Here is a 23,959-nt window from a genome sequence, read left to right as displayed (position 1 = left end):
GCACCACGCGCGCGACATCGTGGGTGCGGCGAGTTTACCGTACTCCGGCACCCTCTCCGGGGGTCCGGCGAGAACTCTTTACATCTCGTCACAGCTCGCGGCTATGCATCGTCGGTACGAAATGCGTCGCGCAGCCACGCCAGCCGTCCGGCCTCGAACGCGACGACGTCGAAACGGCACGCGGCGCCGCCGCCGTGCCGCGACCAGAACTGCAGCGCGGCCGCGACCAGACGCCGCCGCTTGCGCCAGCCGACGCTCGCGGCCGCGCCGCCATGCCGGGTGCTGCGCCGCGCGCGCACTTCGACGAACACGAGCATGCCGTCGGGCTCGCGCATCACGAGATCGAGCTCGCCGCCGCGCATCGTCACGTTCGCGGCGACGAACGCGAGGCCGCGGCGCTCGAGAAACTGCCGCGCGCGCTGCTCGAACGCGGCGCCGACCGGTTTGGATCGCGCCGCGCCGGAAAAGTTGTCGCCCGAACGCGGCCGATCGCGCGCGCTCTCCGGCCGCGCCGGCGCCGCGTGGCACAATGCCGTCCTTGTTCCGCTCGTGCCGCGCTTGCGTGCATTGCCTGCCATGACTGCCCTCCTCGAACTCGCGCATACGCAGCACTACCCGGACGCCGCGCTCTACGTGGTCGCCACGCCGATCGGCAATACGGCCGACATCACGCTGCGCGCGCTGCACGTGCTCGGCCTCGCCGACCGCATCGCGGCCGAAGACACCCGCAACACGGGCCAGCTGCTCGCCCGCTACGGGATCTCGAAACCGCTCGTGGCCGTGCACGAGCACAACGAACGCGAGGCCGCGCAGCGCGTGATCGAACTGCTGCGTGGCGGCGAACGCGTGGCCTACGTGTCGGACGCCGGCACGCCAGGCATCTCGGACCCCGGCGCGCGGCTCGTCGACGCCGTGCGCGCGGCCGGCTTCGCGGTGATTCCGCTGCCGGGCGCGAGCGCGGCCGTGACCGCGCTGAGCGTGGCCGGCGACTGGGCCGGCGCGTTCACGTTCGCGGGCTTCCTGCCGCCGAAGGCGAAACAGCGCGCGACCGCGCTGCAGGCGCTGGCGTCGCACCCGTACGCGCTGGTGTTCTACGAAGCGCCGCACCGGATCGCCGAAACGGTCGACGCGCTCGCCGACGCGTTCGGCCCCGCGCGCCGGCTGCTGATCGCGCGCGAACTCACCAAGCTACACGAGCAGTTGTTCCAGGGCACCCTGGCCGAAGGACAGAGCTGGCTCGCCGGCGATGCGAACCGGCAGCGCGGCGAGTTCGTGCTGGTCGTCGAAGGCGCGCCGGCGACAAGCGGCGAAGCCGACGACACCGCGCACGACGCATTGCTCAGGCTGTTGCTGGAAGAGGTGCCGGTGAAGAGCGCGGCCAAGCTCGCGGCCGCGCTGACGGGCGCATCGCGCAACATGCTGTATGCACGTGCGCTCGTGCTGAAGGAAGACAAGGAAGACTGACGCGACGACACCGCGCGGAAACGACAAAGGGCTGCCGGAAGGCAGCCCTTTGCGCATGAGCGGACGAGCCGCCGGGTGGTTACGCCGGATTGTTGCGCCGCGTTACTTCGCCGAGATCGACGCGAACATTTCGTCACGCGCCTCGCGCGCTTCCCGCGGCGACAGCCCTTCGATCTTCACGCGGCCCGTGCCGGCGTGCACGAGGCCGATCACCTTGGCCGCCGCATACGACAGGTCGAGCACGCGGCCGCGCTTGAACGGCCCGCGATCGTTGACCTTCACGACGACCCACTTGCCGGTCGATGCGTTCGTCACCTTGATGTACGACGACAGCGGCAGCGTGCGGTGCGCGGCGGTGAACGCGTTCATGTTGAAGCGTTCGCCGTTCGCGGTGCGGCGGCCGTGGAAATCCCGCCCGTACCACGATGCGCGGCCGCTCTGGCGGAAATCGGACACATCCTTGCCGTCGATCGGCTCGGCGTCCGCCAGCGACGACTTCTTCGCGTCCTTGCTGTCGGCAGCCGGCATCGATGCCAGCGCGGAATCGAAATTGAGCGGCTGCTTGTCGTCGTCCGCCTTCGCGGCAGCGGCGGTCTTGTCGACCGCCTTCTTCTGGCTCACGCTGCCGGTGGTCTGGCTGGATGGCACCGCACAGCCCGTCAGCGCAAAAAACAATGCAATGGTTCCGAATCGGCTCGGAAAACGTAAATTCATCGACGTGTCGCCTTCTGGTTCGGGCCGCATCGATACAACGCTGCTTCACAACGCAGACACAGCGGCCCGGACGGCAAATGCGTGCACGCCCCGCTCGAATGCGAGCAGGCGGCTAGCATGGGCGCGGCGTTCGTCTAGGCCGCAACCGTCCTGATTAGCTTTCACGTCTGGCGCAACCTGTCCCCAACAGCCTGACCAGACCCCACATGCCGCCATCGAACATGGCTCCACGTTCGCGCGCGTCGCTACGACCAACGCACAGGAACGGCGGCACAGGCCTCATCCGGCGGCGCGGCAGCAGGGCCGCAGGCGGGCGCGCAGCACCCGGCCGGACAAGACGTGAGCACCGACTGCTCGGTGCTGGATACACCGCCGGACTCCCCGGCGGCTGATGCTTGACGGTGAATCGGACGCCTCGTTTAACGGGGCCGATACACCAGCGAATGGCGTGAAATTCACGCGCAATGGGGCGCATTATACATAAATCAAAACCTTGTCTCGAAAAGGGCCCCCGGCGGGCCATTGATTCTCGCTATGGTTGTAACAATCGGCATGCTCCGGGAATGCCCTGATCCGCGTGCCGCGGCATGCATCGCACGCCCGGCAGGCCGCGCGCGCGACCGGTACAATCGCTCCTTTTAGCCGCCGGTGCCTCCATGAAAGTCACGCTCATTCCGGTCACGCCGTTCCAGCAGAACTGCTCGCTGCTCGTCTGCGAGAAGACGGGCCGCGCCGCCGTCGTCGATCCGGGCGGCGATCTCGACCGGATCGAACAGGAAGTCGCGCGGCAGAACGTGCAGGTCGAGAAGGTGCTGCTCACGCACGGGCACATCGATCACTGCGCGGGCGCGAAGACGCTCGCGACGCGCTACGGCGTGCCGATCGAGGGGCCGCAGGAAGAAGAGCGCTTCTGGATCGAGAAGCTGCCGACGCAGAGCGAGCGCTTCGGCTTTCCGGCCGCCGACGTGTTCGAGCCCGACCACTGGCTGAACGACGGCGACACCGTGCGGTTCGGCGACGAGACGCTCGAGGTCTATCACTGCCCGGGCCACACGCCCGGCCACGTCGTGTTCTTCAGCCGCGCGCATCGCCTCGCGATCGTCGGCGACGTGCTGTTCGCGGGCTCGATCGGCCGGACCGATTTCCCGCGCGGCAATCACGAGGATCTCGTCCGTTCGATCAAGGAAAAGCTGTGGCCGCTCGGCGACGACGTCACGTTCGTGCCCGGTCACGGCCCGGTGTCGACGTTCGGCGACGAGCGCCGCACGAACCCGTTCGTGTCCGACAAGGCATTCGGATGAACCAGACCGCCATCCCGGAGATTTACGTCAGCACCGACGTCGAAGCCGACGGGCCGATTCCCGGCCCGCATTCGATGCTGAGCTTCGCGTCGGCCGCCTATACCGAGGACAAGCAGCTGATCGCGACGTTCTCCGCGAACCTCGAGACGCTGCCGGGCGCGCACGCGCACCCGGTGCAGGAAGCGTGGTGGAAGACCGAGCCGGAAGCCTGGGCCGCCTGCCGGCGCGACCTGCAGGCGCCCGACGCGGCGCTGGTCGCCTACGTCGAATGGGTCGAGGCGCTGCCCGGCAAGCCGGTGTTCGTCGCGATGCCGGCCGGCTTCGATTTCACGTTCATGTTCTGGTACATGATGCGGTTCGCGGGGCGCTGCCCGTTCTCGTGGTCGGCGCTCGACATCAAGACGCTCGCGTTCGCGATGACGGGCCTGCCGTACCGCAAGGCGATCAAGCCGCGCTTTCCGAAGCACTGGTTCGACGATCATCCGCACACGCACGTCGCGCTCGACGACGCGATCGAGCAAGGCGCGCTGTTCTGCAACATGCTCGCCGACCTGCGTCGGCAGCAGGCCGCGCTGGCGGGCCTGGCGGTGTCGGATACCGATCGGTCGGAAAGCGCGGGGGCGGGACAAAATCCCACGGATCCGCGAGCAAATTAGCGAATCTCGCTCAACGGCGCGTCGCCAGATTGCCTTTCCTTCCCCGGCCCTCTAACATTCAGCGTGTTGTAGCTGCCGCATGGAGGCGCAGGTGACGCTCGATTCCTTTTCGCAAAAAATCCTTCGCCTGTTGCAGCTCGACGCGCGCCGTTCCGTTCAGGAAATCTCCGACCAGGTCGGGCTGTCGAGCACGCCGTGCTGGCGCCGCATCAAGGACATGGAACAGTCGGGCGTGATCCAGCGCTACACCGCGCTGCTCGATCGAGAGAAACTCGGCCTGCACGTCTGCGCGCTCGCGCATGTGCACCTGACGCGGCACAACGAAGGCGGCGTCGAGCAGTTCGAGCGCGAGATCGCGACCTGCCCGGAAGTCACCGAGTGCTACAGCACGACCGGCGAAGCCGATTACATCCTCAAGATCGTCGCGCCGGACATCAAGGCCTACGACGTGTTCCTGCACGAACGCATCTTCAAGATCCCCGCCGTGTCGCAGGTGCGCACGAGCGTCGTGCTGCGCGAAATCAAGTTCGACACGCAACTGCCGCTGTAACGCGCGGACCTGCCCTGCGGCGGGCCGCGTTCGCGGCCGTCACGTCTGCACGGGCAGCGTGCGCGTGAAGCCGATCCGGCGCGCGCCGAACTCGCGCTTCAGCGTGTCGATGTCGAGCCGGCCGGCGAGCGCCGCATCGGTGTCGCGCGGATCGCCGTCGAGCGTCACGTCGACCTCGAGCCCGGTACTCAGGTAATGCAGGTTGATCGCCGCCGCATGCAGCCCGCGCTGCGCGAGCGCGGCCTCGAGCCGTGCCGCGAGCTCCCCGCGCGGCGGCAGCGCGAGCGCCGGACGGCGCGCCGCATCGTTCTCCGGATCGACATGGATCAGCGCATCGAGCACGCGCGGGTCGGACAGCACGCGCGCCCGCGCGGTCTCGGCGATGTAGTGCCCTTCGGAGACGGAGATCTTCGGATCGACGAGGATGTGCGCGTCCACGAGCGCGGCATCGCCCATCTTGCGCGTGCGCAGGTCGTGCACGTCGCGCACGCCGGGCGTCGCGACGAGCAACGCGCGAATCTCGGCCGTGTCGGCCGTGTCGAGCGCGCGGTCGGAGAGGTCCTGCAACGCGTCATAGCCGAACGTCCAGCCCATGCGCGCGACCATGAAGCCGACGATCGCCGCCGCGATCGGATCGAGCAGCCGCACACCGGCCAGGCTGCCGACGATGCCGATCGCGACGACGAGCGACGACGCCGCATCCGAACGCGCATGCCATGCGTTGGCGACGAGCATCGCGGAGCGCACGCGCCGCGCTTCGCGCAGCATGTAGCGAAACAGCGCTTCCTTCGACACGAGCACCGTCAGCGCAACGATCAGCGCGGAAAAATGCACGGCCGGAATGTTTTCGAGATTAACGAGGCGGTCGCCGGCACGCCAGAGCATGCCGATCCCGACCGCGATCAGGATCGCGCCGAGAAACAGCGACGCGACCGTCTCGTAGCGGCTATGGCCGTAATTGTGGTCGGCATCCGGCGATGCACCGCTGTGCCGATTCGCAACCAGCACGACAAAATCCGAGATCAAATCGGAAATCGAATGCACACCGTCCGCAATCAATGCTTGCGAATGCGCAATCACACCGACGACGATCTGAAATGTCGCAAGTACGACATTGAGGACAATACTGACGAGCGTGCTCTTGCGCGCAACGGCGTGCTTATCTGCGCTCTGCGCGTCGCCGGAAAACGTGGACATGAAATATGAGATATCGGTGTGCGGTACGCAATTCTATCAAAGACGCCCCGCAAGCCCTTCCAATACCCACAAATTTCTCATTTAAATCAATCGCTTATGCGAACGTGTCGCATTTTCATTCACTCGACATGCTTACAATTTCATGACGGCGCGGCCGGGCCCGCCGGTGTCCGGAAAACAAAAAAGCCGCGCTCCTCGACGGACACGCGGCTCTTTCGAAGAGCGGGCAACCTAAACGAACGTTTAAATCGCAAACTGGTCGCGGTTCTTGCCGGCGATCCAGCGCGGCGGCTTGCCACGCCCCGACCACGTCGCGCCCGTTTCCGGATCGCGGTACTTGGCCGCCACGCCTGCGCGCGGACGACCGACCTTGCCGGCCTTCGCGCGGCTGAGGCCGAGTTCGGCGAGCGAAAAGCCGTAGTCGGCAATTTTCTGCTTCACGTCATTCAGCACTTCAGCGTATTCACGCGACTTCGCTTCTTCGATTTGCTTCTCCAGCTTCTCCCGCTGGGCCAGCAGGTCCTTGTAAGAAGACATAGTTTCCCTTTCTATCTATCTGACCAATGGCGCCGGTCTGCAGCCAGCTCACCATTCATGAAATATATGTGCCTCGGATTTTTGAAGGCAGAGATTAGCACAAAAAAGATTTGATAGAAGCGGGATTCATGAAAATCCCGAGGTCAATTGAAATTCGTACATGTCATTTTGACCGGCCGCGGCCTTTTCTCAAATTTTTACGCTCCTCCATAGAGATTAGGACATTAGCGATTGGCTATTAGGTCTTTCAACATACGCAATTACCCTGCATTCAAAAAATCAAAGCTTTCATCGGACGAGAGTTTCGCGAAAACCGCATGACGCGGTTTGCTAAACGAACAAATCACTGACCCGTGACGTCACGTCACATCCGTTGCGCCGGCGATCAGCTGTTCGCGCAGCGCACCGATGTCGGCCGACGGCGCGTCGAACGGCGTTCGCACGCGGCGGCCGTTGCATCGCCAGTCCGCGCCATGGCGATCGACGCCAAGCAGGTCGAGCCCGTCGCGCCGTGCGTCGCCCGTGTCGTATGCCGCCCACAGCGCCCGTTCGTCGTCGAACGCGAGCGGCGGCAGCGCATCGAGCTGCGCGCCGTCGACCCAGCCCATCCGCCCGAACCCGACGATATGACGCAGCCGCTCGATTTCGAGCGCCCAGAACGCGAAATCGCCGAGCGCGAGATAGCGCGCGGCGTCCGGTTCGTAGCGCAGGTAACGCGCGGTGACGTGCGGATCGTCGCCGAGCGGCGCGAACCGGCCCAGCAGCGTTGCGCGCTCGGCGTTCAGCACATCGCCGTCGCTGGCGTCGACGACGAGGAAACCCGCACGCGGATCGGCGGCGAGATTGCGCGTGTGCTCGGCCAGGCCGCTCACCAGGATCACCGGCCGATGGCTTGCATCGGGTGCAAACGGCACGACCGTCGGATACGGAAAGCCCTGCGGTTCGCGCGCATGGGTGGCGAGCGTGCCGAACGTGCAGCGGTGCAGCAGATGCAGGGCGAGGGCGGGATCGATGTTCAAGGTGACTCCTGCGGTCGAAAGGCGGCGCGTCGGCCAGGGTTTCGATGTTACCCGCGGGCGCCGCACGCCGCGCATCGGCCAAACGGCCAATGCGCCACGGGGCCGCTGCCGCGGGACGGCCCGATCGCCCGCGCATCGGCCGAACGGCCATCGCCGGCAGGATCGTAAGCGGTTCGATAGAATCGGACAAATCCGACGGCGCCGCGTGCGCCCGCGCATTTTCCTGACGAGCCCTTCCCGTGTCCGAATCCTCTTCCTCCGAATCGCCGTCCCCGTTCGCCACGCCGCCCGACGCGCATCGCGTGCTGCCGCTGCCGGCCCGCCAGCGCGCGCGCACGGCGTCGATGGCGCTGTTCTTCGTCGCCGGCATGATGTACGCGTCGTGGGGCGTGCACGTGCCGACCGTGCGCGACAAGTTCGCGCTGAGCCCCGGGTTGCTGTCGATCGCGCTGTTCGCGGTCGCCGGCGGGTCGATCGCCGCGATGCTGACCATCGCGCGCTGGATCGCGCGCGTCGGCTCGCGCACCGCGTGCCTCGCCGGCGGGCTCGTGATGTCCGCGTGCGCGGCGCTGATCCTCGTCGTGCCCGACTACTGGATGCTGCTCGTGGTGCTCGCGCTGTTCGGCTTCTCGATGGCGACGCTCGACGTCGCGATGAACGCCGAGGCCAGCGCGGTCGAGATCGCGCTCGGCAAGCCGATCATGTCGTCGCTGCACGGGATGTTCAGCATCGGCGGGATGGCCGGCGCGGCGGCCGGCGGCGCGCTGCTGTCGGCCGGCATGGCGCCGGTCGCGCATCTCGCGCTCGCGGCGGCGGCGAGCGCCGCGGTGCTCGTGGCCGCGAGCCCGGCCGTGCTGCCGCACGTGCCGCACCACGAACAGGTGCACGGCGGCGGCAACCGCTGGCGCTCGCCCGCGTTGTGGATGCTCGGCGGCATCGCGCTGATCGCGCTGATCGCCGAAGGCGCGATGTACGACTGGGCGACCGTCTACATGCGCGACGTCGTCGCGGCGAGCCCCGCGCTCGCGAGCGCCGCGTACGCGGCGTTCTCCGGCGGGATGGCCATCGCGCGCTTCGCGGGCGACGCGGTGCGCGCCCGCTTCGGCGCGCCGCAGCTCGTGTTCGCGAGCGCGTCGCTCGCCTGCGCGGGGATGATCGGCGCGCTGCTGCTGCCGAATCCGGTCGCGGTGCTGACCGGTTTCACGCTGATGGGCCTCGGGCTGGCCAACATGATGCCGGTACTGTTCGCGGCCGCCGCGCGCGTGAAGGGCATCCACGCGGCCGAAGGGCTCGCGCACGTGGCCGGGCTCGCGTATTTCGGACTGCTGTTCGGTCCGGTCGTGATCGGCGCGGTCGCACAGGCCGCGAACCTGACGATCGGCCTGTCGGTCGTCGCGCTGTGCGCGGCGCTCGTCGCGCTCGTCGCACCCCGGGTGCTCGCACACCTGAAGATCTGACGGCGCGGCGGCACAAGCCGGGCCCAAAAAGAAAGCGCGCATGCGTTGCCGCATGCGCGCTTTCACCCCTTCTGTCGACCGCTGGTGCGTTACATCTTCACTTCGTCGAGCAGCGACTTCTTGCCGCTCTTGTAGTTGTACAGCGAAATCACGCCGTGCTGCAGGTCGCCCTTCGAGTCGAAGGTCGTCGTGCCGATCACGCCCGTGTACTTCGTCGCCGGCATCGCCGCGAGGATCTTCGCCGTGTCGGTCGAGTTCGCGCGCTTCATCGCGTCGGCGATGATGTACACGGCGTCATACGTGAACGGTGCGTAGATCTGGATCGGCTGGCCGAAGCGCTTCTCGTACTTCGCCTTGAACGCTGCGCCGCCCGGCATCTTCTCGAGCGAGGCACCGGCTTCCGAGCACACGATGTTGTCGGTCGCGTCGCCGGCCAGGTCGGCCAGCTTTTCCGTGCACACGCCGTCGCCCGCGAAGATCTTCGCGCGCAGGCCGAGCTGCTTCGCCTGTTTCGCGAACGGGCCGCCGGTGGCGTCCATGCCGCCGTACATGATCGCGTCCGGGTTTTCGCCCTTGATCTTCGTCAGAATCGCGCGGAAGTCGACCGCCTTGTCGTTCGTCGCGTCATGCGACATCACCTTCAGGCCGAGCGCCTTCGCCTTCTTCTCGAACTCGTTCGCGAGACCCTGGCCGTACGCGGTCGAATCGTCGACCACCGCCACGCTCTTGATGCCCTTCGAGTGCGCGTAGTTCGCCAGTGCCGGGCCCTGCTGCGCATCGGTCGCCACCACGCGGTACGTGGTCTTGAAGCCTTGCTGCGTGTAGGCCGGGTTGGTCGCCGACGGCGAGATCTGCACGATGCCCGCGTCGCTGTAGATCTTCGAGGCCGGGATCGACGTGCCCGAGTTCAGGTGGCCGACCACCGCGACGACCTTGTCGTCGACGAGCTTCTGCGCAACCTGCGTCGCCTGCCGCGGGTCGGCGGCGTCATCCTGCGGGTCGAGTTGCAGCGTGATCTTCTGGCCGCCGATCGTGAGACCCTTGGCGTTGATCTCCTCGACTGCGAGACGCGCGCCGTTTTCGTTGTCCTTGCCCAGGTGTGCAATGCCGCCCGTCAACGGCGCGACGTGGCCGATCTTGACGACTTGATCGGCGGACGCGTTGCTTGCAGCTGCAGCGCACAGCATTGCCGCTGCGGTGATCGGCAACAGCTTTTGCATCTTGATATTCATGTAAGTCTCCAGTTCGGTCCCAAAAAACGCCATCGCCCGGTGCCCCGCTGCCATCCCCGTGTTTGCAATCACTGGACGATTCGCCGGTTGCATCCTTCATGCACTTGGCCTCAAGCACGTGAAAACCGCCGCTTTTAGCAGCCGCCCGCTCGTACTTGCGCGCAAGTGTAGGTGATCAAATTAATTTGTGGGACTTTTTTAGGATAGTGGTAACACTACCGATATGCGCGCGCTGGAAGGATGTCTCGAATCGCGCTGTAAGCCCCGGCGGATAAGGGTTTCCGCTAATTTCGACACACTGTCGAAAGGTTGTTTCAATCGATTCGCGCGGGTATTTCGATTCGGTATTTTGTGACCTGGATCATTGAATGAAACGCGCGTGACACCCCGCGCGTTTCGTCGCCCGACATGGACGGTTCAAGCGGCGGACATGGTGTTCAGGCAGCCGATGCGCGCCATTCCGCATCGAGCGCGGCGACCAGTTGCGACGTCGTCAGCGCATCGCCGCGCCGCCGCGCGAGCGGCGCGCCCTGGCCGGCCCACAGCGACAGGTAGTCGCCGTCGTTCGCGCGCGCGGCCGCCTGGCGCAGCGGCTGGGTCAGTGCATTCTGCACCGGATACGGTGGGACGTCGGCCGCGTGCTCGCCGAGCCGCGCCATCAGCGTGTTGCGCAGCCCGCGTGCGTGACGGCCGGTGATCGCGCGCGTCACTTGCGTCGACGTATCGGCGCTCGCGAGCAGGCGCGCCTTCCAGTCCGCCGCGATCGCGCTTTCCGCGCACGTGAGGAACGCGGTACCGAGTTGCGCGGCCTGCGCGCCGAGCGCGAGCGCGGCCGCGATCCCGCGGCCGTCCATGATGCCGCCCGCGGCCAGCACCGGCAGGCCCGTCGCGTCGACGAGCTGCGGAACGAGCGCGAGCGTGCCGATCAGCGCGTCGTCGGCGGCACCGATGAAGGTGCCGCGATGGCCGCCCGCCTCGGCGCCCTGCGCGGAGATCGCGTCGGCGCCGGCCGCCTGCCACGCGAGCCCTTCGGCCACGTGCGTCGCGGTGCCGATCACATAGGTGCCGGCGGCTTTCAGGCGTGCGACGTCGGCCGCGTCGAGCACGCCGAACGTGAAGCTCGCGACCGGCACGCGCAGCGCGACGAGCGCATCGAGTTGCGCGCGGAAATCAGGTGCGTAGCGCGCGGGCGCCGTGCCCGGCGGCAAGCCGAGCGTGGCATTCAGCGGGTCGATCGCCGCCAGCGCGCGCGCGACGGTCGCCGCGTCGGGTGCGACTTCATCGGGCAACACGAACAGGTTGATCGCGAACGGGCGACCGGTCGCCGCGCGGATCGCGGCGACTTCGGCCTCGATACGTTCGGGCGCGAGCGCGCCGGCGCCGAGGCTGCCGAGCGCACCGGCATTCGACGCGGCGGCGACCATCGCGGTCGTGGTCGCGCCGACCATCGGCGCCTGCACGAGCGGCAGGCGCAGGCCGAAGCGTTCGGAAAAGGGGGTGGAAAACGAGCGGGCAGACATGGCGAATCCTTCGATGACGATGCGCGAAAGCGCTTTGTAAAGGCCGACGCATCGACTCTATCGAAGCGGCGCGGCGCCGAAAAATGAAAAATCGAGATTGAAACGATCGCTGCGCGAGAAGTGCCCGCGTGCGCTGCAGCAGCGGGCGATTGGTGGCACACTAGGCCGCCTCTTTTCACCTCGGGGCGCCTCGCGCACCCCGCACGCCAGGAGTTCAGAACGTGACTGCCCAATGGATCGACATCCCGACCGGTAACGACAGCTTCGGCGGCTATCTCGCACTGCCCAAGCGCGGCAAGGGCCCTGCCGTCATCATCATCCAGGAGATCTTCGGCGTGAATGCGCACATCCGCGCGGTCGCCGACCAGTACGCGGCCGACGGCTTCGTCGCGCTCGCGCCGGACGTGTTCTGGCGCACGCAGCCGCGCGTCGAGCTGACCTACGAGGGCGCGGATCGCGACAAGGGCATCGAGCTGCTGAAGAAGACCGACGTGGGTCTCGCGGTCGCGGACATCGTCGCGGCGGCCGACGCGTTGCGCGCGCGCCCCGAAGTGGCCGGCAAGCTCGCCGCGATCGGCTACTGCTTCGGCGGCCAGCTCGCGTATCGCGCGGCCGCGACCGGCAAGCTGGACGCGGCGGTGGCCTATTACGGCGGCGGCATCCAGAACGCGCTGGACCTCGCCGGCCAGGTCACGCAGCCGATCCTGTTCCACTACGCGGAAAACGACCACGGCATTCCGCTCACGGCCGTCGACCAGGTGAAAGCCGCATTCGCCGGCCGCGGCAACGCGTCGTTCCACGTGTACCCGGGCGCCGAGCACGGCTTCAACTGCACGGATCGCGCCTCGTACAACCAGCGCGCCGCGGCGCTCGCGCACGGCCGCACGCTGACCTTCCTCGCCGAGCATCTCTAAACAGGCCCTGCAGCGGGCCCGCCACGCCGGGCCCGCGTTATGCTCGCACCATCGCCACGAGTCACAACGGGGGTGACCGCGATGCACTCGGACTATCTCGCGCATGACGCAATCGGCCTCGCCGCGCTCGTGCGCGACCGCCACGCCAGCCCGCGCGAACTGCTGGACGCCGCGATCGGCCAGGCCGAAGCGGTGAACGGCGCGATCAACGCGATCGTGCTGCAGGACTACGAAGCCGCGCGCGCGCGTGCGGCGGCCGCGCCCCAACCCGGCGCCGACGCGCCGTTCGCGGGCGTGCCGTATCTCGTCAAGGATCTCGGCGCGGCGGTCGCCGGGCTGCCGCTGTCGATGGGCAGCCGGCACTACCGGTACTTCGTGCCGGCCGACGATTCGCCGGTGATCGCGCGCAGCCGCGCGGCTGGCCTGAACGTATTCGGCAAGACCAACACGCCCGAGATCGGCCAGATGCCGTACACGGAACCGGAACTGTTCGGCGCGTGCCGCAACCCGTGGAATCTCGACCACACGCCCGGCGGGTCGAGCGGCGGCGCGGCGGCGGCCGTCGCGGCCGGCATCGTGCCGCTCGCGCATGCATCCGACGGCGGCGGCTCGATCCGCATTCCGGCGTCGTGCTGCGGGCTGTTCGGGCTGAAGCCGAGCCGCAACCCGGTGCTCGTCGACCTGCCGTCGAACGGCGAACTCGTCGTCCAGCACGCGGTGTCGCGCAGCGTGCGCGACAGTGCGCTGCTGCTCGACGTGACGACCGGCCAGACACTGCCGCCCGGCGCGCCCGGCACCTTCCTCGGCGCGCTCGATACGCCGCCCGGCCCGCTGCGGATCGGCCTCGTCGTCGATCCGATGCTCGCGCCTGCGCTCGCCGACGACACGCGCGCGGCGCTCGACGACGCGGCCGCGCTGCTCGAATCGCTCGGCCATCACGTCGAGCCGGCGACGCTGCCGATCGACTACGCGCGCGCGGCCGAAACCTTCCTGACGCTGTGGGCGACGATCGCCGAGGACATGGTGCTCGGCGCGCGCGCGCTGACCGGCCGCACGCCGCGGCGCGGCGAATTCGAGGCGGCGACGTGGGCGATGGCGGTGGTCGGCCGGCGTCTCGCGCGCACGCGGCTGCCGGACGTGCTCGAATGGCAGCGCCAGCTCACCGTGCAGGTCGCCGGTCTCGTGTCGCGTTACGACGCGATCCTGTGCGCATCGCTCGCGGGGCCGCCGGTGAAGATCGGCGAACTGCAGCCGACGCCGTTCGAATCCGCGCAGATGAAGCTGCTCGCCGCGCTGCCGGTGAAGCCGCTGCTGAAGGAAATGCTCGCGAAATCGTCGGAGAAGGCGTTCGCGTGGGCCGGCTGCACCGAGCTGTTCAACCTGACCGGCCAGCCGGCGATGTCGGTGCCGCTGTACTGGAATGCGCGCGGGCTGCCGATCGGCGTGCAGTTCGCCGCGCGCCACGCCGACGACGCGTTGCTGCTGAGGCTCGCGCGGCAGCTCGAACAGGCGCGGCCGTGGTTCGACCGCCGCCCGCCGCTGATGCAGGCGCAGCGCTGATTCGGCGGCTTGCGCTACGCGGCATGCGCGGCGCTTCACGATAAAAAAGCCCCGCCGGCGCAAACCGGCGGGGCTTTCACGCATGCAACCGCGTGACGGCGCTCGTTACACCGCGAGCCGTTCGCAGATCGTCCGCGTCGCGACCGCTGCGTTCAGCGTGTAGAAGTGCAGCCCCGGCACGCCCGCGTCGATCAGGCGCTGGCACAGGCTCGTGACGACGTCCGCGCCGAACGCGCGGATCGACTCGCGATCGTCGCCGAAGCTCTCGAGCCGACGCGCGACCCAGCGCGGCACTTCGGCGCCGCACATCTCGGAGAAGCGCATCAGCTGCGAGAAGTTCGTGATCGGCATGATGCCCGGCACGATCGGCACGTCCACGCCCAGCTTGCGCGTGTCGTCGACGAAGCGGAAATACGCATCCGCGTTGAAGAAGTACTGCGTGATCGCGGAATTCGCGCCGGCCTTCACCTTGCGCGCGAAGTTCTCGAGATCGGCCTTCGGCGAGCGCGATTGCGGGTGGTACTCCGGGTAGCCGGCGACTTCGATGTGGAACCAGTCGCCATGCTCGGCGCGGATGAAGCTGACGAGCTCGGACGCATAGCGCAGCTCGCCGACCTCGCCCATCCCCGACGGCAGGTCGCCGCGCAGCGCGACGATGTGCCGGATGCCGTGCGAGCGGTACTGGTCGAGGATCGCGCGCAGGCTGTCGCGCGACGAGCCGATGCACGACAGGTGCGGCGCGGCCTCGAGGCCGTCCTTCTGCATGTCGAGCACGGTATCGAGCGTGCCCTGCTGCGTCGAGCCGCCGGCGCCGAACGTCACGGAGACGAATTTCGGCTTCAGCGGCAGCAGCTGCGCGCGCGTGGCGCGCAGCTTTTCGACGCCGTCCGCCGTCTTCGGCGGGAAGAATTCAAACGAGAGTTCGATCGGTTTCATGATTCGATGGGGTTGGGCCCGCGCCCGCCCGCGTTCAGCCGATGTCGCGCTGGCCGAAGATCAGGGCGGACAGCAGCCACGACACGATGCTGTACAGGATCGAACCGAAGAACGCGGACCAGAACCCCGACACCTCGAAGCCCTTCAGCAGCGACGACGCGAACCAGAAGCACAGCGCGTTCACGACGAGGATGAACACCCCGAGCGTGACGATCGTGACGGGCAGCGTCAGCAGGATCAGCACCGGCCGGATCACCGTGTTGATCAGCCCGAGCACGACCGCGACGATCAGCGCGGTGCCGAAGCTCTTGATGTGGATCGACGGCACGAGGTACGTGATGATCAGCAGCGCGAGCGCGTTGATGACCCAGGTGAGGATGACGCTCATGGAGGGCTCCGGTTCGGTTGTCGATCGGTACGATCGGTGAGCGCCGCCGCGCCGTGCGAGCGCAACGGGCGCGCACGGTGCGGCGGCGGCCGCGCATCAATAGCGGTAGTGGTTCGGCTTGAACGGGCCGTCCTTCTGCACGCCGATGTACGCAGCCTGCTCGTCCGACAGCACCGACAGGTTCGCGCCGATGCGCGCGAGGTGCAGGCGCGCGACCTTTTCATCGAGATGCTTCGGCAGCACGTACACCTTGTTCTCGTACTGCTCGCCGCGCGTGAACAGCTCGATCTGCGCGAGCGTCTGGTTCGCGAACGAATTCGACATCACGAACGACGGGTGGCCGGTCGCGCAGCCGAGGTTCACGAGGCGGCCTTCGGCCAGCAGGATCACGCGCTTGCCGTCCGGGAAGATGATGTGGTCGACCTGCGGCTTGATGTTTTCCCACTGGTACTGGCGCGTCGACGCGACGTCGATTTCCGAGTCGAAGTGACCGATGTTGCAGACGATCGCGTTGTGGCGCATCGCCTTCATGTGATCGTGGTTGATCACGTGGTAGTTGCCGGTCGCCGTCACGAAGATGTCGGCCTTGTCGGCCGCGTATTCCATCGTCACGACGCGGTAGCCTTCCATCGCCGCCTGCAGCGCGCAGATCGGATCGATTTCGGTGACCCACACGGTCGCGCCCAGGCCGCGCAGCGATTGCGCGCAGCCCTTGCCCACGTCGCCGTAGCCCGCGACGACCGCGACCTTGCCCGCGATCATCACGTCGGTCGCGCGCTTGATGCCGTCGACGAGCGATTCACGACAGCCGTACAGGTTGTCGAACTTCGACTTCGTGACCGAATCGTTCACGTTGAACGCCGGGAACGGCAGGCGGCCGTCCTTTTCCATCTGGTACAGGCGGTGCACGCCGGTCGTGGTTTCTTCGGTCACGCCCTTGATGTGCGCGAGGCGCTTCGAGTACCAGTTCGCGTCGACGTCGAGGTGCGCCGCGATCGACTTGTACAGCGCGACTTCTTCCTCGTTGGTCGGCTTCGCGATCACCGAACGGTCCTTCTCGGCCTTCGAGCCGAGGATCAGCAGCAGCGTGGCGTCGCCGCCGTCGTCCAGGATCATGTTCGCGAATTCGCCGTTCGGCCATTCGAAGATGCGGTGCGAGAACTCCCAGTACTCGTCGAGCGACTCGCCCTTGAACGCGAACACCGGCGTGCCGGCTTCGACGATCGCGGCCGCTGCGTGATCCTGCGTCGAGAAGATGTTGCACGACGCCCAGCGGACGTCCGCGCCGAGCGCCTTCAGCGTCTCGATCAGCACGCCCGTCTGGATCGTCATGTGCAGCGAACCGGCAATGCGCGCGCCCTTCAGCGGCTGCTGCGCCTTGTATTCGTCGCGGATCTGCACGAGGCCCGGCATTTCGGTCTCGGCGATGTTCAGTTCCTTGCGGCCCCAGCCGGCCAGCGCCATGTCGGCGACGACGTAATCGCGGGAAGCCTTGGAATCGATAATGGCGTTCATCACGCCCTCCTTTCTAAAAAGTTTCTAGATTGGTGACGTGAGCGCCGTTCAGGAAGCGGGGCCGGCGCGACGGTCGCTAAAAACGATCGACGCACGGCTGCTTGGTGAAGCCTTCCGAGCCTGGCGGACGCAGACGGTCCGTCGCAACGCTCCTCGGAAAACGGAGGGGATTGTAGCAAATCGGCGCGCGAAATGCGCAACGACGATACGTCGGCCCGAGACGCGCGCGGCGCGGTCGCGGGCGGGCCGTGGCCGAAGGGGCAGGACGTCGGGGTCAGGACTCCGCGCCGACCCACGCCTGTTCGCGCAGCCGCGCGCGCAGGCGCGCGACGGCCTGGCTGTGGAGCTGGCACACACGCGATTCGCTCACCTCGAGCACCGCGCCGATCTCGCGCAGATTCAGACCCCGTTCGTAGTACAGCGACATCAGCAGCTTCTCGCGCTCCGGCAGCCGCTCGATCGCCTCGACGAGCGCCTCGCGCAGGTGCTCGTCGAGCAGCGACGACAACGGATCGGCATGATCGACGCGATAGCGGTCGAGGAACGGCTCGTCGTCGGCCGCGCGATCGAAATCCTCGTAGTAGATGAGCTGGCTGCCGTGCAGGTCCTGCAGCATCCCCTGGTATTCGTCGAGCGGCATGTTCAGGTGCTGCGCGATCTCGGTCTCGCTCGCCGAGCGGCCGAGGTGCTGCTCGACCTGGTGCACCGCGTGCTCGACCTCGCGCGACGTCTTGCGCAGGCTGCGCGGCAGCCAGTCGTTGCTGCGCAGCTCGTCGAGCATCGCGCCGCGGATGCGCTGCGTCGCGTAGGTCTCGAACTGCGCGCCCTGGTCTTCCTTGTAGCGACCGGCCGCGTCCATCAGGCCGATCATGCCGGCCTGGATCAAGTCGTCGAGATCGACGCTCGCCGGCATCTTCGCGACGAGCTGCAGCCCGAGGCGGCGCACGAGCGGCGCATATTGCGCGAGCACGTCGGCCTGGGACATCTTTCCTTGAGCGTTGTACATCATGGCTCCCTCCTTCGGGTGGCGCTCACGCGGCGTGTGCCGCGCCCGCCTCATACGACGGCTTGCCGCCGGCATGGACCGCGCGGCCCGCGCCCGAACCCGGGCGCATCGGCCAGTACAACAGGTCGGCGGCAATCTGCCGGTAGTCGCGCGCGGCAGCCGACGACGGAAACGCGTCGACCACCGCATGCATCAGTTCGCGGGCGTGCTCGACGAGCGGATCGGCGCTCACGCAGCCCGCGTCGGCGATCGACACGGTCAGGTAGCGGCTCGCGACGCCCGCGAGGTTGTCGAAGGCCGTCTTCGCGTCCGCATGGCTGCCGACCTGATTGGTCAGCACGCGGAACTGCGCGAACGCGTGCGCGAAATGCAGCCGCTTCATGCACGCATACGCCTCGGTGATCGCCTGCACGGCGACCCGCGTGACGATCAGCACGTCGTGCGCTTCGCGCGCGAGCGCCGAGAACGATCCGTCGGCGCCGAGCTGCGCGTCGACGAGGACGATGTCGGCCGGGCCGTCGATGAAGTCGCTCAGCTGCGCGTCGCTGTAGCCGGCGCGCGCGAGCCGCGCGGCGCCGCACAGCCCGAAGCCGGCCGCCACCCGCGTGCGTTCGCCGTCGCGCAGCCACGCGCCGGCGAGCGTCGCGCTGGCCGAATGCACGTCGGCGCGCTCGTCGACGACGAGCACGTCCTTGCCGAGCGACGCGAGCGCCGCCGCGAGGTTCACCACGGTGGACGTGCAGCCGACGCCGGCCGGCCCGCCCGTCACCGCGACGATGCGCGACGCGCGCCCGGCCAGCAGGCGCCGCAGCCCTTCGGCCTGGTCGATGATCCGTTTATCCAAATCGCACCTCGTGCAGCTCGGCGGTGGAACGTGCGGTCAGTGCGGAAAGCAGCGTCGGCATGTCCTCGTCTTGCGGCACGAAGGGCGAGCCGTCGCGCGGCACACAGAACGCGCTCTTCAGCAGGAATTTGGTCGACGCGACGTACAGGTTCTCCGGCACCTTCTGGCCGGTCGACACGTAGTGGACCGGCAGCTTGTAGCGGATCACCGTGTCGAGCACGCTGCCAAGGTGGGTCGCCTCGTCGAGCTTCGTGAGGATGCAGCCCGCGAGATCAGGGTGCTCGCCCGCGCTGCGGTACGCCTGCACGACTTCGTTCAGCGTGTCGCCGTGGCTCGTCGCGTTCAGCAGCAGCAGGCGCTGCACCGGCGCGTTCGCGCCGTGCAGCATCGCGATCTGGTCGGACACCGCGCGGTCGCGCTGGCTCATGCCGATCGTGTCGATCAGCACGATGTGCTTGTTGCGCAGCTCGGACAGCGCGAGCGCGAGATCGCCCGCATCCTTCACCGCGTGAACCGGCACGCCGAGGATCTTGCCGAAGATGCGCAGTTGCTCGTGGCCGCCGATCCGGTAGCTGTCGGTGGTCAGCAGCGCGACCTTGCTCGCGCCGAAGCGCATCACGCAGCGCGCGGCCAGCTTCGCGGTGGTGGTCGTCTTGCCGACGCCAGTCGGCCCCATCAGCGCGAACACGCCGCCGCGCTCCATCAGCGCGTCCTCGCTGTCGAGCACCGGCAGGTTCGATGCGAGCACCGACTGCGCCCATTCGGCGGCCTGCTCGAACGTCTGCGCGCCGTCGCCGGACGGCAGGTTGTCGACCAGCATCCGCACGAGCTGCGCGGAGAAGCCGGCCGCGAACAGGTGTTTCGTCAGCGCGCCGTGGACGGGGCTGCGACGCTGGCGGTCGTGCCACATCAGGCTGTCGAACTGCTCTTCCATCATCCCGCGCAGCTCGCCCAGCTCCTGCATCACCGTGTCGTTGACGATCCGCTCGATGCGCGACTTCACCGCATCGGCCACCACGGCGGCCGCGTCGGCGGACAGGCGCGTGCGTTCGGTCGCCCTGGCGCCGTACGCGGCGCCCGTGTCGGCCGCGCGCTTCGCCGCGGCCGGCGCTCCGGCGGCCGGCGCTGCCGCGGCCGGCATCCGGCGTTCGGCGTCGCGCACGATGTCGCGCGCCCATTCGGGCGGCGTCGCGCGGGCGGCGGCTTGCGGCGCGGGCGCGGCCGCCTGCGGCTCGGCGGGTGCCTGCGCACGGGCGATCAGCGCGTCGCGCTGCTGCGTCAGGCGCTTCGCGTGCTCGACCAGCCACGGCGCGGGTTCGGAAGTGGCGGCCGGCGAACCGGCGGCACGCGATCCCACTGCGACGGATGCCGCGCTCGACGGCGCTGCCGCCGCGGGCGCGTCCGCATCGATCGACGCAGCGTGCGCATCCGCGTCTTGCGTGTCGGCGCTCGCGCCGAACACGGACGAGAACACGTCAGGCAGCCCGCCTTCGTCCGCCGCATATGGATTGACGGCCGGGCGCGAAGCGATGCCCGGGCGCGACATGATGCCCGGCACGGCGGCGGCCGGCACGGATTCCGGCACGCGCGACGTGGCAAGGCGCGAACGCGCGGCCGGCGGCGCCACCGCGGCGAGATCCGAATCGGCGAGTGCAACGATTTCGACGCTGCCGTCATCGAGCGTGCGGTTCGACAGCACGACCGCGTCGGCGCCGAGCGCCTCGCGCACGAGACGAAGTGCGTCGCGGCTCGTTGCGCCGGTGAATTTGCGAATGTTCAAGCGGAACCCCCGATGACGTTAACGACTTTGATCGTGCGTGTGTCCGGCACTTCGGCGTACGACAGCACTTTCAGTTGCGGCAGGCTGCGGCGCAGGAAACGCGCAAGCATCGCGCGCAGCGCGTGCTGCACGAGCAGCACGGGCGGCAGCCCGAGATTCTGTTGACGCAGCATCGCTTGCTGCGTGCCGGTCAGAAGGTTGTGCGCGAGGCCGGGTTCGAGGCCCGGGTTCGCGCCGGTGGCGAGCGCTTGCGACAGCACGCGCTCCAGGTTCGCGTCGAGGCCCATCACCTGCATTTCGCCGTTGCCCGGATACCACTGCTGCGTGATCGCGCGGCCGAGCGAGAGCCGCACCGCGGCCGTGATCTCGAATGCGTCGCCGCGGCCCGCATGCTCGGACACGGCCTCGAGGATCGTGCGCATGTCGCGGATCGGCACGCCTTCCTCGAGCAGGTTCTGCAGCACCTTCTGCAGCGTGGTGAGCGAGATCGTCTTCGGCACCAGGTCCTCGACGAGCGACGGCGCGTCCTTGCCGGTACGCTCGACGAGCGCCTGCACTTCCTGGCGGCCGAGCAGCTCGGCCGCATGCTGGACGACGAGATGGTTCAGGTGCGTCGCGACGACCGTGCTCGCGTCGACCACCGTGTAGCCGTACACCTGCGCCTGCTCGCGCAGCGCGACGTCGATCCACACGGCCGGCAGCCCGAACGCCGGATCCTGCGTGACGGCGCCCGGCAGCGCGGCCGTCACCTGGCCCGGGTTGATCGCGAGCCACTGGCCCGGGAACACTTCGCCGAAGCCGACCTCGACGCCCTTCAGCGCGATCCGGTACGCGTTCGGCCGCAGTTCGAGGTTGTCGCGGATATGGATCACCGGCGGCAGGAAGCCGATTTCCTGCGCGAATTTCTTGCGGATGCTCTTGATGCGCTTGAGCAGCTCGCCGTCGCTGTTCTTGTCGACGAGCGGGATCAGCCGGTAGCCGACTTCGAGGCCGAGCGGGTCGATCAGCTGCACGTCGTCCCAGGTCGCTTCGTGGCTGTCGGCCGGCAGCACGGCGGGCGGCGCGATGTCGGTCACGTCGCCGGCCGCCTTGCGGGCCGCCGCGCGCTTGGTCTGCGTGCGCGCGAGCCAGATCGCGCCGCCGCCGAGCGCGAGGAACGCGAAGTGCGGCATGCCCGGGATCAGCCCCATCAGCACGATGATCGCGCCGGTGATGTTCAGCACGCGCGGATTCGTGAACAGTTGGCCGGTGATCTGCGTGCCGATGTCCTCGTCGGTCGCGACGCGCGACACGATCACGCCGGCCGCGGTCGAGATCACGAGCGACGGGATCTGCGCGACGAGGCCGTCGCCGATCGTCAGCAGCGTGTAGTTGGTGCCGGCCGCGGCGAAGCTCATGTCGTGCTGGACCATCCCGACGATCAGCCCGCCGATCACGTTGATCGCCATGATGATCAGGCCGGCGATCGCGTCGCCGCGCACGAACTTCGACGCGCCGTCCATCGACCCGTAGAACTCGGCTTCCTGCGAGACGGCGAGGCGGCGCTTGCGCGCCTGTTCCTCGTTGATGAGGCCCGCGTTCAGGTCGGCGTCGATCGCCATCTGCTTGCCGGGCATCGCGTCGAGCGTGAAGCGCGCGGACACTTCGGCGATCCGCCCCGCGCCCTTCGTGATCACCATGAAGTTGATGATCATCAGGATCACGAACACGACGATGCCGACCGCGAAGTTGCCGCCGACGAGGAAGTGGCCGAACGCCTCGATCACCTGACCGGCCGCGTCGGGCCCGGTGTGGCCTTCGAGCAGCACGACCCGCGTCGACGCGACGTTCAGCGACAGGCGCAGCAGCGTCGAGAACAGCAGCACGCTCGGGAACGCCGCGAAGTCGAGCGGCTTCATCGTGTACATGCTGACGAGCAGCACCATCACGGACAGCGCGATGTTGAACGTGAACAGCAGATCCAGCAGCATCGGCGGCAGCGGCAGGATCATCATCCCCAGGATCATGCAGATGAGGATCGGGCCCGCGAGCGCGCGCAGGTTCGTGCCTGCCAGCAGGTTCGGGCGCTTCGCGAACAGGCCGGTGGTCGGGGTGCTCATGCTGCGTTCCCTTGCTGGCCGAGGGCGTCCTCGGCTTCTTCACGTTCGTCGTCGGCAGCGACCGACGTGCCCTTGTCAAGTTCGGCCGGCACGTCGAGATCGACCGGCATCGCCGGGAACGCGCCGCCTTCCGAGCGGAAGCGCTTGAGCTGGTAGACCCACGCGAGCACTTCGGCCACGGCCGAGTACAGCGAGCCGGGGATCTCGCGCTCGAGTTCGACGTTGTGATACAGCGCACGCGCGAGCGGCGGCGCTTCGAGCAGCGGCACGTTGTGTTCGGCCGCGAGTTCGCGGATGCGCGCGGCGACGAGGTTCACGCCCTTCGCGACGACCTTCGGCGCGCGCATCTCGCCGTCCGTGTATTGCAGCGCGACCGCGAAGTGCGTCGGGTTCGTGACGACCACGTCGGCCTTCGGCACGGCCGCCATCATCCGGCGGCGTGCGATCGCGCGCTGCTGCTGGCGGATCCGCCCCTTCACGTGCGGATCGCCTTCGTTCTCGCGATGCTCGCGCTTCACTTCTTCCTTCGTCATGCGCAACTTCTTGTTGTACTGCCAGAGTTGGTAAGGCACGTCGAGCCCGGCGACCACCAGCATCCCGGCGACCGTCGTGCCGCAGCACACGGCGACCAGATGCAGCGCATCGGGCAGCGCGGCGCCGAGCGGCTGCGTCGCGAGGCCGAGCAGTTCGTCCTTGCTGCGCCAGATCGCGATGCCGCCGATCCCGCCGACGACCAGCGTCTTCGCGATCGACATCCCGAGCTGGATCGGCCCCTGGATCGAGAAGATCCGGCCGAGGCCCGAGATCGGGTTCAGGCGGTCGAACTTCAGCTCGAACGTCTTCTGCGAAATCAGCCAGCCGCCGAGCGCCATCGGCGCGAGCAGCGCGGCGACGCCGGTGAGCGCGAGGAGCGGCAGCAGCGCGGCGAAGCCTTCGAGGCTCGCGCTGCCGGCCGCCGACAGCATCCGGTGGGTGTCGAACGCGGTCGCGCGATCGAACGTGAACGCGCCCCGCAGCATCGCCTGCAGATGCCCGCCGGACGGGCCCGCGAGCAGCCACGCGCCGTAGAAACCCGCCGCGAGCAGCGCGAACGAAGCCAGCTCGCGCGAACGCGCGACCTGCCCCTCCTCGCGCGCCTTCTCGCGGCGCCTGGGAGTGGCGGCTTCGGTCTTGTCGAGATCGCTCTCGTCTGCCACGGGGCCTCCAGTCGGGTACGGCGGAATGCCGCTTTCCAGTGACACCGATTATTCATGGAGGCGTCAAACGCCGA

The 23,959-nt window shown here is 67.9% G+C and carries 22 protein-coding genes and 1 riboswitch; of the genes, 7 read left to right on the top strand and 15 right to left on the bottom strand.

Features of this window, described 5'->3' with window-relative positions; translation table 11 throughout:
• Positions 1–101: 101 nt before the first annotated feature.
• Positions 102–530 carry a YraN family protein gene (locus CFB81_RS01035; RefSeq protein WP_179235896.1) on the bottom strand — a complete coding sequence of 143 codons (429 nt, stop codon included), beginning with the start codon at positions 528–530 and terminating at the stop codon, positions 102–104.
• A gap of 46 nt (positions 531–576) precedes the next feature.
• Here CFB81_RS01035 and rsmI point away from each other — a divergent pair, with 46 nt between their 5' ends.
• Positions 577–1,464: a 16S rRNA (cytidine(1402)-2'-O)-methyltransferase gene (rsmI, locus tag CFB81_RS01030; protein ID WP_089434391.1), complete on the top strand. Its 888-nt coding sequence runs from the start codon at positions 577–579 to the stop codon at positions 1,462–1,464.
• Positions 1,465–1,566: 102 nt separating this feature from the next.
• Here the strand turns inward: rsmI and CFB81_RS01025 are convergent, their stop codons facing one another.
• On the bottom strand, positions 1,567–2,178 hold the full coding sequence (locus tag CFB81_RS01025; protein WP_069618681.1) for a septal ring lytic transglycosylase RlpA family protein: 612 nt from the start codon (positions 2,176–2,178) through the stop codon (positions 1,567–1,569).
• Between the two features lie 656 nt (positions 2,179–2,834).
• Between CFB81_RS01025 and CFB81_RS01020 the strand changes: the two genes are divergently transcribed.
• The 3 genes from CFB81_RS01020 to CFB81_RS01010 all read left to right on the top strand — a co-directional run bounded on the left by CFB81_RS01020 (position 2,835) and on the right by CFB81_RS01010 (position 4,685).
• Positions 2,835–3,479 (top strand): MBL fold metallo-hydrolase, encoded by a 645-nt coding sequence (locus CFB81_RS01020; RefSeq protein WP_089434390.1) that lies wholly within the window; start codon positions 2,835–2,837, stop codon positions 3,477–3,479.
• Complete coding sequence (locus CFB81_RS01015) at positions 3,476–4,135, top strand: exonuclease (protein WP_069618683.1); 660 nt, start codon at positions 3,476–3,478, stop codon at positions 4,133–4,135. The genes CFB81_RS01020 and CFB81_RS01015 overlap by 4 nt, the downstream gene beginning before the upstream one ends.
• Positions 4,136–4,214: 79 nt before the next feature.
• Positions 4,215–4,685, top strand: a complete 471-nt coding sequence (locus CFB81_RS01010) for an Lrp/AsnC family transcriptional regulator (protein WP_006477376.1) — start codon at positions 4,215–4,217, stop codon at positions 4,683–4,685.
• Positions 4,686–4,724: 39 nt separating this feature from the next.
• On the opposite strand, the gene CFB81_RS01005 is transcribed toward CFB81_RS01010, so the two are convergent.
• From CFB81_RS01005 to CFB81_RS00995, 3 genes are all read right to left on the bottom strand, one after another.
• Positions 4,725–5,882, bottom strand: a complete 1,158-nt coding sequence (locus CFB81_RS01005) for a cation diffusion facilitator family transporter (protein ID WP_069618684.1) — start codon at positions 5,880–5,882, stop codon at positions 4,725–4,727.
• 243 nt (positions 5,883–6,125) lie between these two features.
• Positions 6,126–6,419, bottom strand: a complete 294-nt coding sequence (locus CFB81_RS01000) for an H-NS family nucleoid-associated regulatory protein (RefSeq protein WP_034209561.1) — start codon at positions 6,417–6,419, stop codon at positions 6,126–6,128.
• Positions 6,420–6,778: 359 nt separating this feature from the next.
• On the bottom strand, positions 6,779–7,438 hold the full coding sequence (locus CFB81_RS00995; protein ID WP_089434389.1) for a HugZ family protein: 660 nt from the start codon (positions 7,436–7,438) through the stop codon (positions 6,779–6,781).
• Between the two features lie 344 nt (positions 7,439–7,782).
• Here CFB81_RS00995 and CFB81_RS00990 point away from each other — a divergent pair, with 344 nt between their 5' ends.
• Positions 7,783–8,895 carry an MFS transporter gene (locus CFB81_RS00990; RefSeq protein WP_306427147.1) on the top strand — a complete coding sequence of 371 codons (1,113 nt, stop codon included), beginning with the start codon at positions 7,783–7,785 and terminating at the stop codon, positions 8,893–8,895.
• Positions 8,896–8,984: 89 nt separating this feature from the next.
• On the opposite strand, the gene CFB81_RS00985 is transcribed toward CFB81_RS00990, so the two are convergent.
• Complete coding sequence (locus CFB81_RS00985; RefSeq protein ID WP_069618687.1) at positions 8,985–10,127, bottom strand: branched-chain amino acid ABC transporter substrate-binding protein; 1,143 nt, start codon at positions 10,125–10,127, stop codon at positions 8,985–8,987.
• A gap of 437 nt (positions 10,128–10,564) precedes the next feature.
• Positions 10,565–11,647, bottom strand: coding sequence for a nitronate monooxygenase family protein (locus tag CFB81_RS00980; protein WP_069618688.1), 1,083 nt, complete (start codon positions 11,645–11,647; stop codon positions 10,565–10,567).
• Positions 11,648–11,868: 221 nt separating this feature from the next.
• Between CFB81_RS00980 and CFB81_RS00975 the strand changes: the two genes are divergently transcribed.
• The gene (locus CFB81_RS00975) at positions 11,869–12,561 is read left to right on the top strand and encodes a dienelactone hydrolase family protein (RefSeq protein ID WP_050011828.1); all 693 of its coding nucleotides are present in this window, start codon (positions 11,869–11,871) and stop codon (positions 12,559–12,561) included.
• 81 nt (positions 12,562–12,642) lie between these two features.
• Positions 12,643–14,121 (top strand): amidase, encoded by a 1,479-nt coding sequence (locus tag CFB81_RS00970; RefSeq protein ID WP_069618833.1) that lies wholly within the window; start codon positions 12,643–12,645, stop codon positions 14,119–14,121.
• A 105-nt stretch (positions 14,122–14,226) separates the two neighbouring features.
• Here the strand turns inward: CFB81_RS00970 and metF are convergent, their stop codons facing one another.
• The 8 genes from metF to flhB form a co-directional block, all read right to left on the bottom strand.
• Positions 14,227–15,057, bottom strand: coding sequence for a methylenetetrahydrofolate reductase [NAD(P)H] (gene metF, locus CFB81_RS00965; RefSeq protein WP_050011827.1), 831 nt, complete (start codon positions 15,055–15,057; stop codon positions 14,227–14,229).
• Positions 15,058–15,091: 34 nt separating this feature from the next.
• On the bottom strand, positions 15,092–15,445 hold the full coding sequence (locus CFB81_RS00960) for a phage holin family protein (RefSeq protein ID WP_011882923.1): 354 nt from the start codon (positions 15,443–15,445) through the stop codon (positions 15,092–15,094).
• Positions 15,446–15,541: 96 nt separating this feature from the next.
• On the bottom strand, positions 15,542–16,960 hold the full coding sequence (gene ahcY, locus CFB81_RS00955; protein WP_069618689.1) for an adenosylhomocysteinase: 1,419 nt from the start codon (positions 16,958–16,960) through the stop codon (positions 15,542–15,544).
• A 32-nt stretch (positions 16,961–16,992) separates the two neighbouring features.
• A riboswitch (S-adenosyl-L-homocysteine riboswitch) is annotated at positions 16,993–17,121 on the bottom strand.
• A 113-nt stretch (positions 17,122–17,234) separates the two neighbouring features.
• Positions 17,235–17,969 carry an RNA polymerase sigma factor FliA gene (locus CFB81_RS00950; RefSeq protein WP_085041358.1) on the bottom strand — a complete coding sequence of 245 codons (735 nt, stop codon included), beginning with the start codon at positions 17,967–17,969 and terminating at the stop codon, positions 17,235–17,237.
• A 22-nt stretch (positions 17,970–17,991) separates the two neighbouring features.
• On the bottom strand, positions 17,992–18,810 hold the full coding sequence (locus CFB81_RS00945) for a flagellar biosynthesis protein FlhG (protein WP_069618690.1): 819 nt from the start codon (positions 18,808–18,810) through the stop codon (positions 17,992–17,994).
• Positions 18,803–20,590, bottom strand: coding sequence for a flagellar biosynthesis protein FlhF (gene flhF / locus CFB81_RS00940; RefSeq protein ID WP_089434387.1), 1,788 nt, complete (start codon positions 20,588–20,590; stop codon positions 18,803–18,805). Before flhF ends, CFB81_RS00945 begins: the two co-directional genes overlap by 8 nt.
• Entirely contained in the window at positions 20,587–22,689 is a 2,103-nt protein-coding gene (flhA, locus tag CFB81_RS00935; RefSeq protein WP_089434386.1) for a flagellar biosynthesis protein FlhA, read from the bottom strand. The genes flhF and flhA overlap by 4 nt, the downstream gene beginning before the upstream one ends.
• A complete protein-coding gene (gene flhB / locus CFB81_RS00930; RefSeq protein WP_089434385.1) occupies positions 22,686–23,885 on the bottom strand; it encodes a flagellar biosynthesis protein FlhB in 1,200 nt (399 codons plus the stop codon). The genes flhA and flhB overlap by 4 nt, the downstream gene beginning before the upstream one ends.
• Positions 23,886–23,959 lie beyond the last annotated feature (74 nt).

The sequence above is a fragment of the Burkholderia sp. AU28863 genome (assembly GCF_002223195.1).
Lineage (GTDB): Bacteria > Pseudomonadota > Gammaproteobacteria > Burkholderiales > Burkholderiaceae > Burkholderia > Burkholderia sola.
This window is presented reverse-complemented; position numbering and strand designations above follow the sequence as displayed.